The organism is Niallia sp. MER 6 (genome assembly GCF_023714395.1).
Taxonomy (GTDB): domain Bacteria; phylum Bacillota; class Bacilli; order Bacillales; family Cytobacillaceae; genus Niallia.
The window spans coordinates 51451-67966 of the sequence record NZ_JAMAUK010000020.1; the positions used below are offsets into that span (position 1 = coordinate 51451).

Sequence of the window (16516 nt, forward strand, 5' to 3'; positions counted from 1 at the left end):
ACTGTAACCATTAGACCAATACATTAACTCTGAAAAAAATCTCATATATGAAAAAACAATATCACCGAAAACAGATATTGTTTTTTTTGTCGAATTTCCACTTTATTTTGCCAGATTATTGAAATATAAATATGTAAGCGCTATAATTATATTATGGAACAACGTACCACATCGTGGAACGTTAAAAGAGGTGATGGATAGAGAAATTATTTTTTACCATTAAAAATGTAAGCGTATTCCAACTATTGAAAAGCAGCAGTATGACTTTAGCAGTAATGTTTTTCTGGCTTTATCTATCGTTAACTACTAAACAAGCAAGAAGAATTGGATGACGCGTTTAATGGTATTTGGAAAGGACTAAAATCCTTTTACAGAACTGTATAAGCTATTAGACTACATAATTACTTATATTATATGCAGCGTCTTTTTCGATTGCTTAATTACCTATATGGAAAGGTAAGGATGCCGAATGAAAATCATGAAGTCGATTGAGAAGATTCCAGGGGGCCTAATGCTGGTTCCGTTGTTTTTAGGAGCTATTATTCATACGTTTGCACCAAAATCAGGAGAGTATTTCGGTTCATTTACGAATGGGCTGATGACAGGTACAATTCCCATTCTTGCTGTCTGGTTTTTCTGCATGGGGGCAGGGATTAATTTAAAGTCGACAGGAGTAGTTTTGCGGAAATCAGGAACGCTGCTGGTGACAAAGATTGGGGTTGCATGGATTGTTGCCCTTGTGGCCGGAGCATTTTTGCCGGAAGGCGGAGTGCAGACAGGCTTTTTTGCCGGGTTTTCGATTCTGACACTTGTTGCGGCGATGGATATGACAAATGGTGGTTTATACGCGTCGATGATGCAGCAATATGGAACAAAGGAGGAGGCTGGGGCATTTGTTTTGATGTCGCTGGAATCCGGTCCTCTTGTGACGATGCTTATTCTTGGTTCAACTGGAATAGCGTTTGAGCCTCAGGCATTCGTCGGAGCGGTGCTTCCATTTTTGATTGGATTTATTTTAGGTAATCTAGATTCTGATTTCAGAAATTTTTTCAGCAAAGCTACACATACGATGATTCCGTTCTTTGGATTTGCGTTAGGTAATACGATTGATCTTGGCGTTATTGTGAAAACTGGCTTTGCCGGTATTTTACTAGGCATTCTTGTCATTGTTGTTACAGGCATTCCGTTAATGCTGGCTGACAAATATATTGGCGGAGGAAACGGAACGGCCGGAATTGCTGCATCAAGTACTGCTGGAGCAGCGGTTGCTAACCCGATGATTATTGCTAGCATGAAGCCTGAATTTATGCCAATTGCCCAGTCTGCAACGGCACTGGTTGCTGCATCTGTAATTGTTACGTCTATCCTAGTGCCGATATTGACTGCTTCCTGGTATAAATATATGCAAAAGAAAAATAAAACAAGCAGCGGTAGCGGCTTGGACTCACGGGCAATTTAGGAGCAGTTTCTTCCTATATATATAGAAGGAGTTGGTGAATGATGAGCAGGATTGTCACTGTAGGTGAACCGATGGCCCTTTTTGCTGCAGAGCATGAGGGGCTGTTGGAGGAAGCAGAGAAATTTAGTCGGTTTGTAGCAGGCGCAGAAGTAAACTTTTCAATTGGAATGGCTCGGCTAGGTCATCAAGTAACTTATATAACTAAGCTTGGAAATGATCCGTTTGGTAAAAATATTCAAACATTTTTAGAAAAGAACAATATTGATACTAGTTTTGTTTCCTATGATGATAAGCATGTTACAGGTATGCAATGGAAGCAAAAGGTTGTTAAGGGAGATCCAGAGGTGTTCTCTTTAAGAAAAAACTCAGCAGCCTCAAATATGGATATTCAATCAATCAGCTCCTTGCAGTTTGAGGATTTCGATCATCTGCATTTAACAGGCATTCCTCCCGCTTTATCTCCAAGCTGCCGGGAGTTGGTTTATGAATTGGCACAAAATGCTAAGCGATCAGGAGTACCGATATCGTTTGATCCTAATATTAGACCAGCTCTCTGGCCGGATAAACAAGAGATGGTTAAAGTGATTAATAACGTTGCAGTACTAGCAGATATTGTCTTCCCGGGAATGGAAGAGGGAAGGATTTTGACAGGCAGAGAAACGCCAGAGGGAATAGCCCAATTCTATCATGATGCTGGAGTAAAGACAGTAGTCATTAAACTCGGACCTCAAGGTGCTTTTACAAGCTCATTAGATAAGAGTTTCTATACAAAAGGCTTTAAGGTCAGCAAGGTGATTGATACGGTAGGGGCAGGCGATGGATTTGCGGTTGGGGTTACAAGTGCATTGCTGGAAAATCTGCCTTTGGAAGAAGCCATTATAAGAGGTACAGCCATCGGCGCACTTGCCGTGATGTCCCCTGGAGATAATGATGGACTGCCGGACAGGGAAAATCTGAATGCCTTTATGGAACTTAAATTAAACAGATAAACATAAAAAAAGAGCAATGGAATGCCTTGATAGGCAATCCTTGCTCTTTTTTTATGTTTATGAGCTGATCCAGCCGAAGTGCCGGGAAATTTCTGTACTGTATTGCTTTACTTTATCAACCAAGATGTCATTAACAGCATCCATTGTAACCCTTGTACTAGGGCCTGAGATGCTAAAGCTTGCGATAATGTTGCCTTCATGATTGTAAATAGGAGCGGCAATACAGCGTAAGTCTTTTTCATTTTCGATATTATCCAGTGCAAAACCTTGCAATTTCACCTTTTCAATTTCTTCTCGAAGACTTTCCTTTGAAGTAATAGTGGCAGGTGTCTTGCTGATGAATTCGATTTTGGACAGCAGTTCTTCCTGGATATCAGAATCAAGCCCTGATAACAGTACCTTGCCGACCGCTGTACAGTACATTGGCGCCCTGCTGCCGATACGGGAAAACATACGGATTGTTTGAGTGCTTTCAATCTTGTCCACATAAAGGACTTCTTCGCGATCTTTAATACATAGATGGATTGTTTCGTTTACTTCATTTGACAATTTAGAAAGAAAAGGCCTTGCTGTTTGGACGAGGGTATTGCTGTTTAAGAAGTTCCTAGCGAGAAACAGTGTCTGCAAACCTAATTTATATTTGTCCGTATCTGCATTCTTTTCCACATAGTTCATGTTTGTCAATGTTGCTAAGAGCCGGTGCACAGTGCTTTTGGAGAGTCCAACCTGTTCAGACAGCCGGGCGATTTGAAGTCCGTCTGGATATTCAGCCAGTTTGTTTAAGATGGTTAATGCTCTTTCAAGTGATTGAACGTTTGACATAGTTTTTACCTCTTCATCTAAGTCGGAATAGGACCATTTAAATCTATATTACGCCACATCCAATCTTTTGTAAATTAACGGATTAGCAGTAAAAATGACGGAAACAGGGATATATTTTAGGTTTTTCCTACTATAAAAATAGGTCTATAACCACTTTTTCGACAAATATGCACAAAAAACCCGCCTTTACAAAACCTTTACAAATGATTCAAACAGCATTAATAGTTTTCCCTTATTCTAATTCTTGTAGGACAAATCCAACATATCCTTAGGGGGAATTAAAGAAATGAAAAGTTTGAAAAAGCTAAGCCTGCTTCTGCTAGTTGCAGCACTAATGGCGTTCATTGCTGCATGCGGAGGAAATAACGACACAAGTGGATCTAACAATGATGATAATGGTTCAGAAGAAGAAGCACTGTCAGGCACTTTGACAATTTCAGGTTCATCTGCAATGCAACCATTGGTAGCAGCTGCTGCTGAAGAGTTTATGGCTGAGAATCCAGAAGTTGATATCCAAGTTAATGCTGGTGGTTCTGGTACAGGCTTATCACAAGTTTCTGAAGGTTCCGTTGATATTGGAAACTCTGACGTTTTCGCTGAAGAAAAAGAAGGAATTCCTGCTGATGAGCTAGTTGACCACAAAGTTGCTGTAGTTGGTATGACAGCTGCTGTTAACCCATCTGCTGGAGTTAAAGATATAACTAAAGAAGATTTAATTAAAGTATTTACAGGTGAAATCACTAACTGGAAAGACCTTGGCGGAGCTGATCAAAAAATCACTCTAGTAAACCGTCCTGATTCTTCTGGTACACGTGCTACTTTCAATAAATATGCATTAGACGGCGCTACACCTGCTGAAGGAGTTACAGAAGACTCTTCAAACACAGTTAAGAAAATCATCTCTGAAACAGAAGGAGCTGTAGGTTACCTTGCACTTTCTTACTTCACTGATGACACTGTAACACCACTTGCAATTGACGGTGTAGAAGCTACAGATGAAAATGTAAAATCTGGTAAATTCCCAGTTTGGGCTTACCAACATGCTTATACAAAAGGTGAACCTACTGGACTTGCTAAAGCGTTCCTTGACTACATGGCTGCTGATGAGCAAAAGCAATTGATTGAAGATCAAGGTTACATTCCTGGTGGCGACATGGACGTAGAGCGTGACGCTGAAGGAAATCAAAAATAAACGAAATGAGTAGGGGGCAATGCCAAGTTGGCGTTAGCCCCATTATGACGTAAATTAGGGGTGCTTCAAAAATTATGGAAAAGTCATCACTTCCTGTTAGGGAAAGATTAATTAAATCTAATAAAACAAGGCTTAATGGTGAGGTACGGGGTAGAGTTTTAGTAACATTATGTGCAATTATTATGATTTCTGCGACAATTGCAATCACAATTTTCCTAAGTACAAAAGGTTTACAGTCTTTCATTAAAAACGGTGTAAGTCCGATTGAGTTCTTAACCAGTACAAATTGGAATCCTACCGATCCAGAAAGCCCGATGTATGGGGCGCTGCCTTTTATCTTTGGTTCTTTCGCTGTAACAATGCTTGCGGCACTAGTTGCAGCACCACTTGGAATTGGAGGAGCTATTTTCATGACAGAAATCGCTCCGTCATGGGGGAAGAAGATACTTCAACCGGTAATTGAATTGCTAGTTGGTATTCCTTCCGTTGTTTATGGGTTCATAGGGCTTACAGTATTGGTGCCTTTTATCAGAGAGCATGTAGGCGGACTAGGTTTCAGCTTATTGTCTGGAACAATAGTTTTAGCAATCATGATCCTGCCGACAGTTACGACTATTGCAACAGATGCGATGGCAACATTGCCTAAATCATTGCGAGAAGGATCTTATGCACTTGGTGCAACAAGATGGCAAACAATCAGGAAAGTGCTTGTGCCAGCTGCACTGCCATCTCTTTTAACAGCAGTTGTTCTAGGTATGGCAAGAGCGTTTGGAGAAGCTTTAGCAGTTCAAATGGTTATTGGAAACACAAGAATTATTCCTGAAAGCATCTTAGATCCAGCCGGAACATTGACAACAATCATTACATTGAATATGGGTCATACAACATATGGAAGTATTGAAAACAATACTTTATGGTCAATGGGTCTGATTCTACTAATTATGTCATTCGCATTTATCTTGCTAATCCGTTATCTGTCATCTAGGAGGAAAATTTAATGAACAGCAGAGTTGCAGATCGTATCGCAACCAGTGTTTTTGTTGCGATAGCTATTGTTATTGTATCCGTACTTGTCGGATTGTTTTCATATATTTTGTTTAATGGCGTCAGCCACATCTCTCTTGATTTCCTGACTAATCCTTCCAGTAATGTTCGTGCAGGGGGCGGAATCAGAGATCAATTATTCAATTCATTTTATATTTTGTTTATCACAATGTTAATCACTGTTCCGCTTGGGGTTGGCGGCGGAATCTATATGGCAGAGTATGCAAAACCAGGTCGAGTAACAAATACAATTCGTACTTGTATCGAGGTGCTTGCATCACTTCCTTCTATTGTTATTGGTATGTTCGGTCTATTAATGTTTGTTAACTTAACTGGATGGGGCTATTCAATCCTTGGTGGTGCGTTGGCACTAACAGTGTTCAACCTGCCTGTTATGGTACGTGTAAGTGAAGATGCACTACGTTCTGTACCGCGTGATCAAAAAGAGGCTAGTCTTGCATTAGGAATTACACATTGGCATACAATTAAAACGATTCTGTTACCAACGGCATTTCCATCTATTCTAACAGGCGCTATTCTTGCTTCAGGAAGAGTGTTCGGAGAAGCAGCTGCTCTATTATTTACATCTGGATTATCAACACCAAGACTGGATTATGCAAACTGGAATCCATTCGTTGAAAACTCACCACTAAATATTTTCAGACCTGCAGAAACCTTAGCTGTTCATATCTGGTCTGTTAATACACAAGGGCTGATTCCAGACGTTGAGGATATCGCAAACGGTGCGTCCGCTGTATTGATTCTGTCTGTGCTGATTTTTAACCTAGGTGCTCGTATAATCGGAAGTTTAATCCATCGGAAACTTACAGCATCTAAATAACGATTAAGGATGATGAAAATGAATACAAGTACATTGCCAAGAACTGCCGTCCTTAACAGAGAACAGATTTCTGAAACGTCAGTTACAAATAAAGAGTTAATCCTTCAAGTGAAGGATTTAGACATATATTATGGAGAAAAACGTGCAGTAAATACAATTTCAATGGATATTGAAAAAAATTCAATCACAGCACTAATTGGACCTTCTGGCTGTGGTAAGTCGACATTCCTTCGCAGTATTAACAGAATGAACGACCTTATCCCTGGTGCTAAAGCAAAGGGAGAAATCCTGTACGAAGGCTTAAATATCCTTGGCGATAATATTGATGTTGTTGCCTTAAGAAAAGAGATCGGAATGGTATTCCAAAAGCCGAATCCATTCCCGAAATCAATCTATGAAAATATCGCTCATGCCTTGAAATTCTCTGGTGTTAAGAAAAAAAGTGAACTGGATGTTATTGTTGAAGAAAGTTTGACGAAAGCAGCACTTTGGGATGAAGTAAAAGATAGACTTCATAAATCTGCTTTATCATTGTCAGGCGGACAGCAGCAACGGTTATGCATCGCCCGTACAATTGCTATGAAACCATCGCTTATGCTTCTTGATGAGCCTTCTTCTGCTCTTGACCCTATTTCAAATGCGAAGGTCGAGGAGCTGATTGTAGAATTGAAGAAGGAATACTCCATTCTTATCGTTACGCATAACATGGGGCAGGCTTCGAGGATTTCGGATAAGACAGCTTTCTTCTTGAGCGGAGATTTAATTGAATTTGACGCGACAGAAAAGATCTTTACTAACCCATCTGTTAAAAAGACAGAAGAATATATTTCCGGCCGATTTGGATAAGGAGGACTATCATGTCAACTGTTGTTGCGCAAGCACCTGTATTTGAAATAAATGACTTAAACCTTTGGTATGGTGACCACCATGCATTAAAAAATATCAATTTTCCAATAAACCGTAATGAGGTTACAGCTATTATCGGTCCTTCCGGCTGCGGAAAATCAACATTCATCAAAACGTTAAACTTGATGATTAACATGGTACCGAGTGTTAAGATGTCTGGGGAAATCAACTATAAGAACAAAAATATCATCAATAAAAAAATCGACCTCGTCGATCTTCGTAAAAATGTCGGAATGGTGTTCCAAAAGGGAAATCCATTTCCGCAGTCCATATTTGAAAATGTGGCTTATGGTCCGAAGATTCACGGTGAAAAACGAAAAAAAGCATTAGAAGAGATTGTGGAAAAATCACTTCGTGACGTTGCACTTTGGGATGAGGTAAAAGACCGTCTGCATAGTCCTGCTATGGGGCTATCTGGTGGACAGCAGCAGCGCCTTTGTATCGCAAGAGCTCTTGCGACAAAGCCGGATGTGCTGTTGATGGATGAGCCGACATCTGCACTTGACCCGATTTCAACATTGAAGATAGAAGAGCTGATGCTTGAACTGAAAGAAAAATATACAATTGTTGTTGTTACACATAATATGCAGCAGGCAGCACGTGTATCTGACAAGACGGCGTTTTTCTTAATGGGAGAGCTTGTTGAGATTGATGAAACATCTAAAATTTTCTCAAGACCAGCTGACCAAAGAACTGAAGACTATATTTCCGGACGTTTCGGATAAATTGGGGTGCGATGAATGAACACTAGGACGAATTTTGACAGCAATCTTAAAGAATTGAAGCAAAGCCTTTTAGATATGGCAGAGGAATCGGAATATGCCTTAAAGAAAGCAATGGCATCCTTGATTAACCAAGATTTGCAAAAGGCGGAAGAAGTGATAGAAGGAGATAACAAGATTGATGAGATGGAAAATAAAATCAATGATCAGGCAATCTTGTTAATCGCAAAAGAATCACCTGTAGCAACAGATTTAAGAAAGATTATTGTTGCCCTCAAAATTTCGTCTGAAGTCGAGCGGATTGCCGACATGGCTGTTAACATCGCCAAATCAACGATTCATATTGGCAAGGAGCAGCATATTAAAGACATAGTAGAAATCCCGCAAATGATGGAGAAGGCTTTAAATATGCTGAGAGAATCCTTGACAGCATTCTATACAGAGGATACGGTTATTGCCAAAGCAAGCGCAGAAAAGGATGACGAAATTGATGCTATGTACGGCAGACTCATCCAAGAATTAATGGGCTATATCCGTGAAAACCCGTCTGAAACAAAGCAGGTAACACAGCTAGCATTTGTTTGCAGATATATTGAAAGAATCGGTGACCATGTCACAAATATTGCCGAGAATGTCATCTATTTAGTGACAGGAAAAAGATACGATTTGAATAATTAATCAGCAGAGTTTTCTGCTGGTTTTTTTTATGTAATTAATGTGTAAAATTTCTGTAAATTTGTAGATAATGAGCGCTAAATCCTGCATATTGGTAAGTGGGTATATTGTCTTATTTATCATTATTTGCAGGAGGAAAGTCATGTCTGGTAAATGGAAATGGAAGCTGAAAACTAAGAAAAAAAGTAATACTGCCAAGCGGGCATGGTTTAAGAAAAAAAGTCTTGAAAAGGTGAAAAACATCTTTAAATGGAAAGACATTCAAATCCGTTCCAAGCTTTATTTACTGTTCGGTTTTAATGCCATTCTTTTCTTTGCTACAACTGTTATTGTCATTTTCCTGCTCAACATGGTTTGGGCAAAAACAGTCGATATTAAGAATCAAGGCGAAAAGGCGGCAGCAATTGAGGAGATAGGCTCACTTATCAGAGCAAAGGATATTCGGATTGCAGACTATATCACCTTCTTAAAAGAAGATGATATTAAAAGCTATCGGGAACTTCGGAATGAACTAAATGTATCGCTAGAAAGCTTAAATGAGACATTGGACAATAAGGAACAGCAGCAGCTGACAAAGAAAATAGAGGTAAATAATAAACGAATTGATGAGCTGTTCATCAGTGTTGTCGCACCTGCTGTTGTCAGGCTCGATGAACAGATATATACAGATGCGAGGATGGAAATAGCTCAGCTTCGCGAGGAAAATGCAGCAACACTTCAGGATTTAATCCAGGATGTGGAAGCAGACAGGAATAATACGATGCAGAATATGGAGCAAAGTATGACGCTGTTTGTTTGGCTGATAATCGGCGCCGCAGCTTTGTCTGCGATTTTCAGCGGCGGGTTTGTCTTCTTTGTATCCCGGTCACTTAAAAACAACTTGGCAAGGATTGTAGGAAGGGCCAAACGGGTCGCACAAGGTGACTTGGAGGAGGATGTGTCCACTTATGATGGCAAGGATGAAATAGGCCAGCTGGAGAAGGCAATCAGCGGTATGGTTGACAGCTTAAGGAAAATGGTGAATGGCATTGGAACTGCAGCTGTCTCTGTCCATAAGAACAGTGAGGAGCTTGCTCACAGTTCATCCAATGTGAAACATTCCAGTCAGCAAATTTCTGAAACGATGGCAGCACTGTCAGTCAGTGCAGAAAAACAGGGAGAAGGGACAGGCCAGCTGATCGTTGCATATAATTCTTTTAATACCCAGCTAGGAGTGGCAGCAGATAATGGAGCAATGGTGAACGAAGGCTCAGCAAAAGTACTCTCTGTGACACGGAGCGGCCATGAATCGATGAAGGAATCTATTAAACAGACGAATATTGTTTATGAAATGATCAAAAACACATATGAAGAAGTGCTGGGAATGGAAGAAAAGACAAGAAATATTCATACACTTGTTGAGTCCATTAAAGGGATTGCGGCTCAAACCAATCTATTAGCATTAAATGCGGCAATTGAGGCAGCAAGAGCTGGTGAGGCAGGCAAGGGTTTTGCGGTAGTCGCAAATGAGGTCAGAAAACTTGCCAATCAAGTGGAAGATTCGTTAGTAGAAATAAACAGTACTGTAATAGCTGTGCAAAATGTTTCTGAAGCAGTTTCTCGCTCTCTTAAGGACGGTTTCCAAGAATTAGAGGATGGAACGGCGAAAATAAGGAAAACTGGCGAAGGGCTTGAAACGATCAAATCAGAGGTAGAAGACATGGTTTGTAACATTGCTGTAATATCCAACACACTCGCAGACTTAATGGCTGGCTCAAAGGAGATAAAAGCGGGCGTGGAAGAAGCTGCAGAAGCCTCCCAAACCTTTGCTGCAGGAGCAGTTTCTTCGTCTGGATCGCTTCAGGAGCAGGATTCTGAGCTTGAACATATCTTTGCGAGGACGAATAAGATGCTGTCAGAAGCTAATAATCTATCTGCCCTTGTTAAGAATTTTAAGATGTAATCTAACTAGGCAGCTTGGTAAATAGTAGTATTTTTAATAGGAATTAAACCCATTTATAGCAGTATGTTCTAGCATGTAAGCGTTTTTTAAAGGAATTGACTTGCGAATTTAATAGAATTGTAATTTAACACCCCCTTTCATATGTTATAACTTAATGGAAAGGGGTTTTAAGATGAGTCTGATAAAAAAGATGATGGTTTTATCATTAATATGTGCTTCATTCTTTTCAACTACATTGATGGCACATGCAGAAACGAGTCAAGAAACACTTACAAATGGTAAAAGCAAACTAGAAGAGAAAGATAAATTGCTCGACGAAAAAGAGCAAGAACAGCAGCAGGCATCAAAAGAGCTTCAAGCTGTTCAAGACGAGCTGAAATCTACAGAAAGCCAATTAGAGGCAAGTAAAAATGAGATTTCAAGCATCGAAAGCAAGATAGAAGAAACGAAACAAAAGATAGAAGAGAAGAAAGAACAGATAGTTGTTTTAGAAGATAAAGTATTAGAACGTAAGGATGTTATGAAAGATAGACTCGTAACCTTACAAAACACAGATAAAACAAACATAATTATGGAAGTTATACTTAATGCTCAAGATTTATCCGATTTCTTAGATCGTGCAGCAGCTGTATCAGCTTTCTATAATGGAGATAAAGACCTTCTGGAACAGCAGCAGCAGGATCTTGAGACGATTGAAGCAGAGAAAAAGGATATTGATGCAAAAGAAGCAGAACTGCAGGAGAGTTATGAGTCTTTAGCTGAAAATCAAGCAGCTCTAGAAGAGAATCTCGAAAAAAGACAGGCAGCTGTAGAGAAGGCTAATAAGGAATACGAAAGCATCTCGAAAGAAATTGAGATTGCGGAGTCAGAAAAGGTAGCAATTCAAGCAGATTTGAAGAAAGCCGAAGAATCAATTAAGAAGCAGCAACAAGAGGCTGAGGCTCGCAAAAAAGCGATTGTACAGCAGCAAACAGCAGTTTCTGCTGAAACAACGGAGGCGCCGAAATCTTCCTCTTCATCTGCATCAAAATCAAAAGGTAAAAACAATTCAAGTTCTTCTTCAAAAGAAGAAAGCAGCAGTTCAAAGACAATCTATGTCTCTGCAACAGCGTACAGCCATGAGAGCACGAAGTCTGATTATACTGCGCTAGGGTATAACATTAAAAAGAATGCGAACATGAAGCTGATTGCGGTTGACCCGTCTGTTATTCCACTAGGCACTAAAGTATGGGTTGAAGGCTATGGAGAAGCAATTGCAGGTGACACTGGCGGTGCCATTAAAGGTCACAAAATTGATGTTCTCATGCCTAACAACAAAAAAGCGAAGGCCTGGGGCCGAAAAACAGTAAAAGTGAAAATCCTTGACTAATAAAGTTCAGGTGCAAAGCTCGCGCTTTGCACCTTTTTTGTCTTTGTATGAATTTTAGGAATATTTGAGAATTATTCTCAAAAATAACTGATTCATGCTATAATTACTTCTGGTCATGGAGCCAGAAAATAATGGAGAAAGACAGAGGGGTATATAAATGAAAAAAATCATGATGTTTATTTTGTTTAGTGTCCTATGCCTTGCAGGATGCGCAAGCAATGCAGATAAAGAAGAGCCAAAGGAAGAGAAAAAGGAACAGACACTTAAAGTGGCTTCCTTAATTCCTCCGATGACAGACATATTGGAAATAGCAAAGCCGCTGATGAAAGAGGAAGGCATTAATTTGGAGATTGTTGTTCTTAACGATAATGTTCAACCAAATAATGCCCTGCAAAACAAAGAGGTCGATGCTAACTTCTTTCAGCATGTTCCTTATATGGAGCAGTACAATCAAAACTCAAATGCAGATTTAGTAGCAGTACAGCCAATCTACCATGCAGTATATGGAGGATATTCTCCTAAGTATAAATCATTGGAAGACCTCCCGGATGGAGCTACTGTTGCAATTGCGAATGACCCGACAAATATCAGCAGATCTCTTGCGCTTATGGACAAGTACGGGCTGATTAAGTTAAAAGATGGTGCAACTAGTACGACTGCAACAGAAGCAGATATCGCTGAAAACAAACATAACTTTGAAATTAAAAAGGTAGACTTACTTATGCTTGCACGAGTCTATGAAGATACAGACCTTACAATCATGACGCCTGCTTATGCAGAACCGCTAGGCTTAAAGCCGAACAAAGACGCTCTATTAACAGAAGGAGTAGAGTCTGCGTTTGCCATCACGCTCGTAGCACGAGAGGATAATGCCGATTCTGAAGCAATCAAGCTTCTAGCAGAAAAAATGACTGGACCTGAAGTGAAGAAATTCTTAGAGGAAGACTATAAAGATTCAGCGTTGCCAGCATTCTAATACAAAAAAGATCCAGCTAATTACTTAGCTGGATTTCAAATATATCTATTTCAAGGGGGAACTTGAAAAAGAGTTAGTGTCTTAACATATTCTTATTGTACCCTCTAATTATGAAGAAACTATGACAAAACTATCAACTTTTCATAACAAGTTTGTGAAGCTTTGAAGACTATAGGTTAATTAAAAAAGCAGTGTGTCTCTGTGAGGGAGAACACTGCTTTAATACTATCGTTTAATTAACGGAGCAAACTAGGGAGGATTTTCCGCTGACTGCCCTTTATATCATCTTTTGTATTCATACTTAGTCTACATACGAAAAAGCAGTGTTTCTCATAAAAGAAACACTGCTTTTTATTGCTGCTAAAGTTATTTCTTCAGCTTATTCCAAGTTTCATCAAGTGCTTTCATTGTTTCTTCTCTTGTACTTTCTTTGCCTACATAAGCTTGCAGGCTAGAACCAAATTCTTGGCCAGCACCGTCTGGATATTTCATGAACTGCCAAGTGTATGTTTTGCCTTCTTGAGAATACTTTTGAATCTCTGCGCCTAATGGACCGATATCATCAGCACTTGCTTCAATTGTTTTGAATGCAGGTACATATTTGAAGTCTTTTACTAACATTGTTTTAGCTGTATCAGAAGTAACAGTCCAGTTTAAGAAATCTAGAGCCGCTTCTTTATCAGCATCTGGAGCGCCATTGTGAACAACCCAGTTAGTTGGAACGTCTACCATCAATTTGTCTGATTGTGCTTCATCATCGCTAAGCGGCATTGGAATAAAGCCGACTTCCATATTAGGGCTCAATTTATCCAGCATCGGCTGAATCCAGTTTCCTTGTTGAATCATTGCTGCTTCACCTGTAGCGAATAAAGTGACCTGTGTATTATAGTCAGTTGTTAAAGGATTTTTGTTACCATTATCCAGTGTCAAGTCCAATAGATCAAAGTACTTGTTAAAATACTCATTGCCCTCAATCTTGCTCGTGCCATCATTCAAGCCTTTAATGAACGCATCTGCATCATCTTGATAAGCAAAAGGTACATTCAAGCCGTGGTTTGCAAGCACCCACCACTCGCCATAGCCGATTGAGAAAGGAGTAATGCCCGCAGATTTTAGTTTCTCTGCTGCTGCTTCTAACTCAGTGAAAGTAGTAGGAAGGTCTGTGATGCCTGCTTTTTTGAATAGCTCTTTATTATAAGCGAAGCCGTAACCTTCTAAGTTTACTGGCTGACCGTAAAGTTTCCCATCAATTGTCATTGGAACTAAGGCACTTTCATAAGCATCCTTCACCCATGGCTGATCAGATAAATCCTCGAGCTTATCCTTCCAAGTAATTGCTTCCTGGTAGCCGCCATTACCAAAAATATCTGGAGCTTTATTAGAAGCAAATTTAGCTTTCAGAGCAGCTGCTCCGTCTGCACCGCCTCCGACAGATTCGATATTAAAGGATACGTCAGGATGTTCTTTTGTATATGCATCTGTTAATGCTTTTAATTGATCAGCAATTTCAACTTTCCCGTTGAATATATCAACAACTACTTTTCCGTCCTTGCTGCCTGAGCTATCAGAAGCAGTTTCATTAGAACATGCTGTTGCAAGAAGAAGTGTTGCTGATAATACACCTGCTGCTAGTGAATATTTTTTGAATTTAAAACCCATTGGTTTCCCCTCCTGAATTTTAGGAAAAATTTTATATGGATCTCCATCCTTTAAAAAGGATGGAGGCTGATCCCGAATGTAGCTGTGCTTATTTGATAGAACCGCTTGTGATACCTTTGATAATATGTTTTTGCATCGCAAAGAAGAAAATCAATAATGGAATGATGCCGAGCATTAATGCGGCTAGTGCTAGATCCCATTGCTTTGTATATTGGCCAAAGAAGAAGAAGGTAGCCAAAGGAATTGTCCGCAATTCTGGATTCTGCAAGACAAGGGATGGAAGCAGATAATCATTCCAAATCCATAAGCTGTTAAGGATAACAATTGTTACAGTGATTGGCTTTAACAGCGGGAAGACGATGCGCCAGAATAAACCGAAACGTGAACATCCATCGATAATTGCAGCTTCTTCTAATTCCACTGGTATTCCTTTAATGAATCCGTGATATAAGAAGATAGTCATACCTGATCCAAATCCTAAGTACATGATGACAAGCCCCCAGATGCTGTTCAGCAAGTTCAGGTTGCCGGCTGTCTTAATTAATGGAATCATGATGGATTGGAACGGGATAATCATTGCAGCAACAAAGGACATAAAGATGATATTAGAAATTTTCTTTTTAGTCCTTACAAGCATATACGCAGCCATTGAACAGAACACAACTAATACAATATTGCTTGCGATGGTGATAATTAAAGAGTTGCTTAGTACCTTTAAGTAATCAAGCTTTTCAAATGCACTTACATAGTTTTGGAACTGAAGCACCTTAGGCAATGCTGATGTATTCGTCAAAATTTCAGCAAATGGCTTTAAGGAGTTGGCGATTACATAATAGAATGGTACGAGAAACACAAGTCCAATCAGTATCGCGAATATTTCCAGAATAAAGGTTTTTCCAGTATATTTGCTGCCCATTAGGATTCAACCTCCTTCTTCTTAGACAGTGTAACTTGAAGGACAGAGATTGTTGCCACAACAAGGAAGAATATTAATGCTTTTGCTTCGCCAATTCCGTAGCGGTTGTTAACAAATGCTTCTGTGTAAATGTTAAGCGCTAACATTTCTGTTGACTTAAATGGGCCACCATTTGTCAGGGACAGGTTTGCGTCAAAGATTTTGAAGGAAGACGCAGTTGTTAAGAACAGACAGATTGTTACCGCTGGCGCAACTAAAGGTAAAGTGATATGACGCAATATTTGCCATTTATTTGCTCCGTCAATCTTAGCTGCTTCAATAAGCTCTTGCGGAACATTTTGTAATGCAGCAATGTAAATAATCATAATATATCCAGCACCTTGCCAGACGCTGACAATAACAATTCCCCAGAATGCAGTATTTGCATCTCCGAGCCATGCCAGCTCAAAGAGCGGAATGCCAGTTAACTCTCCAATTGAAGCGAAGCCTCTTACAAAGATGAACTGCCAGATGAATCCTAGCAATAAGCCTCCAAGAAGATTCGGCATGAAGAAAACTGTCCGAAGAATATTTCTTGTTTTCAGCATTTGTGTAACTAAAAGTGCTAAGCCGAAGCCAATTAAATTCGTCAATACAATGGCGACAATTGTATACTTTGTCGTCAGCAGGAATGACTCTTGAAATTGCTTATCCTCTGTAAACAAGTATTTAAAATTATCCAGTCCAACCCATTTTACTTGTCCTGTAATGCCGTTCCAATCAGTAAAAGAATAATAGATTCCGGTAAAGAATGGGATTAAGACAATAAGGGTAAAGGCGAGAAACACAGGACCCACAAATAGTGTGAACAGCCCTGCATTTTTCAGTCTCTTTTTCTTGGCTGTTGTAATAGGCTTTTTGATATTTCTGTTACTAGGTGTAACAATAGTGGAATTATTATGTTCCTCTAATTTATTTTGGTTGTTCACTTTCCGCACCTCCTGTATGTATAATGTAAGTTATAA

15 protein-coding genes are annotated in these 16516 nt (G+C 39.6%); 11 read left to right on the forward strand and 4 right to left on the reverse strand.

What is annotated here, in order from left to right; genetic code table 11:
• Positions 1 to 469 precede the first annotated feature (469 nt).
• Both kdgT and M3600_RS19845 read left to right on the forward strand, forming a co-directional pair.
• On the forward strand, positions 470 to 1459 hold the full coding sequence (kdgT, locus tag M3600_RS19840; protein ID WP_233316243.1) for a 2-keto-3-deoxygluconate transporter: 990 nt from the start codon (positions 470 to 472) through the stop codon (positions 1457 to 1459).
• Between the two features lie 41 nt (positions 1460 to 1500).
• On the forward strand, positions 1501 to 2448 hold the full coding sequence (locus M3600_RS19845) for a sugar kinase (protein ID WP_396953829.1): 948 nt from the start codon (positions 1501 to 1503) through the stop codon (positions 2446 to 2448).
• Positions 2449 to 2505: 57 nt separating this feature from the next.
• Here the strand turns inward: M3600_RS19845 and M3600_RS19850 are convergent, their stop codons facing one another.
• The gene (locus M3600_RS19850; protein ID WP_237940642.1) at positions 2506 to 3270 is read right to left on the reverse strand and encodes an IclR family transcriptional regulator; all 765 of its coding nucleotides are present in this window, start codon (positions 3268 to 3270) and stop codon (positions 2506 to 2508) included.
• Positions 3271 to 3556: 286 nt separating this feature from the next.
• Here M3600_RS19850 and M3600_RS19855 point away from each other — a divergent pair, with 286 nt between their 5' ends.
• From M3600_RS19855 to M3600_RS19895, 9 genes are all read left to right on the forward strand, one after another.
• On the forward strand, positions 3557 to 4462 hold the full coding sequence (locus M3600_RS19855; protein ID WP_233316246.1) for a phosphate ABC transporter substrate-binding protein: 906 nt from the start codon (positions 3557 to 3559) through the stop codon (positions 4460 to 4462).
• A gap of 74 nt (positions 4463 to 4536) precedes the next feature.
• Entirely contained in the window at positions 4537 to 5460 is a 924-nt protein-coding gene (gene pstC, locus M3600_RS19860; protein WP_233316247.1) for a phosphate ABC transporter permease subunit PstC, read from the forward strand.
• The gene (gene pstA / locus M3600_RS19865; protein ID WP_233316248.1) at positions 5460 to 6347 is read left to right on the forward strand and encodes a phosphate ABC transporter permease PstA; all 888 of its coding nucleotides are present in this window, start codon (positions 5460 to 5462) and stop codon (positions 6345 to 6347) included. The genes pstC and pstA overlap by 1 nt, the downstream gene beginning before the upstream one ends.
• Before the next feature lie 18 nt (positions 6348 to 6365).
• On the forward strand, positions 6366 to 7193 hold the full coding sequence (gene pstB / locus M3600_RS19870; RefSeq protein WP_233316249.1) for a phosphate ABC transporter ATP-binding protein PstB: 828 nt from the start codon (positions 6366 to 6368) through the stop codon (positions 7191 to 7193).
• 11 nt (positions 7194 to 7204) lie between these two features.
• Positions 7205 to 7978 carry a phosphate ABC transporter ATP-binding protein PstB gene (gene pstB, locus M3600_RS19875; protein ID WP_233316250.1) on the forward strand — a complete coding sequence of 258 codons (774 nt, stop codon included), beginning with the start codon at positions 7205 to 7207 and terminating at the stop codon, positions 7976 to 7978.
• Positions 7979 to 7993: 15 nt separating this feature from the next.
• A complete protein-coding gene (phoU, locus tag M3600_RS19880) occupies positions 7994 to 8653 on the forward strand; it encodes a phosphate signaling complex protein PhoU (RefSeq protein WP_233316251.1) in 660 nt (219 codons plus the stop codon).
• A 139-nt stretch (positions 8654 to 8792) separates the two neighbouring features.
• Positions 8793 to 10592: a methyl-accepting chemotaxis protein gene (locus tag M3600_RS19885; protein ID WP_251647194.1), complete on the forward strand. Its 1800-nt coding sequence runs from the start codon at positions 8793 to 8795 to the stop codon at positions 10590 to 10592.
• 172 nt (positions 10593 to 10764) lie between these two features.
• Positions 10765 to 11961: a 3D domain-containing protein gene (locus M3600_RS19890; protein ID WP_237940648.1), complete on the forward strand. Its 1197-nt coding sequence runs from the start codon at positions 10765 to 10767 to the stop codon at positions 11959 to 11961.
• 157 nt (positions 11962 to 12118) lie between these two features.
• The gene (locus M3600_RS19895) at positions 12119 to 12937 is read left to right on the forward strand and encodes a MetQ/NlpA family ABC transporter substrate-binding protein (protein WP_233316254.1); all 819 of its coding nucleotides are present in this window, start codon (positions 12119 to 12121) and stop codon (positions 12935 to 12937) included.
• A gap of 366 nt (positions 12938 to 13303) precedes the next feature.
• Here the strand turns inward: M3600_RS19895 and M3600_RS19900 are convergent, their stop codons facing one another.
• The 3 genes from M3600_RS19900 to M3600_RS19910 form a co-directional block, all read right to left on the reverse strand.
• Complete coding sequence (locus tag M3600_RS19900) at positions 13304 to 14596, reverse strand: ABC transporter substrate-binding protein (RefSeq protein ID WP_233316255.1); 1293 nt, start codon at positions 14594 to 14596, stop codon at positions 13304 to 13306.
• Positions 14597 to 14684: 88 nt separating this feature from the next.
• Entirely contained in the window at positions 14685 to 15512 is an 828-nt protein-coding gene (locus M3600_RS19905; protein ID WP_233316256.1) for a carbohydrate ABC transporter permease, read from the reverse strand.
• Positions 15512 to 16480: a carbohydrate ABC transporter permease gene (locus tag M3600_RS19910; RefSeq protein WP_251647195.1), complete on the reverse strand. Its 969-nt coding sequence runs from the start codon at positions 16478 to 16480 to the stop codon at positions 15512 to 15514. The genes M3600_RS19905 and M3600_RS19910 overlap by 1 nt, the downstream gene beginning before the upstream one ends.
• Positions 16481 to 16516: the final 36 nt, after the last annotated feature.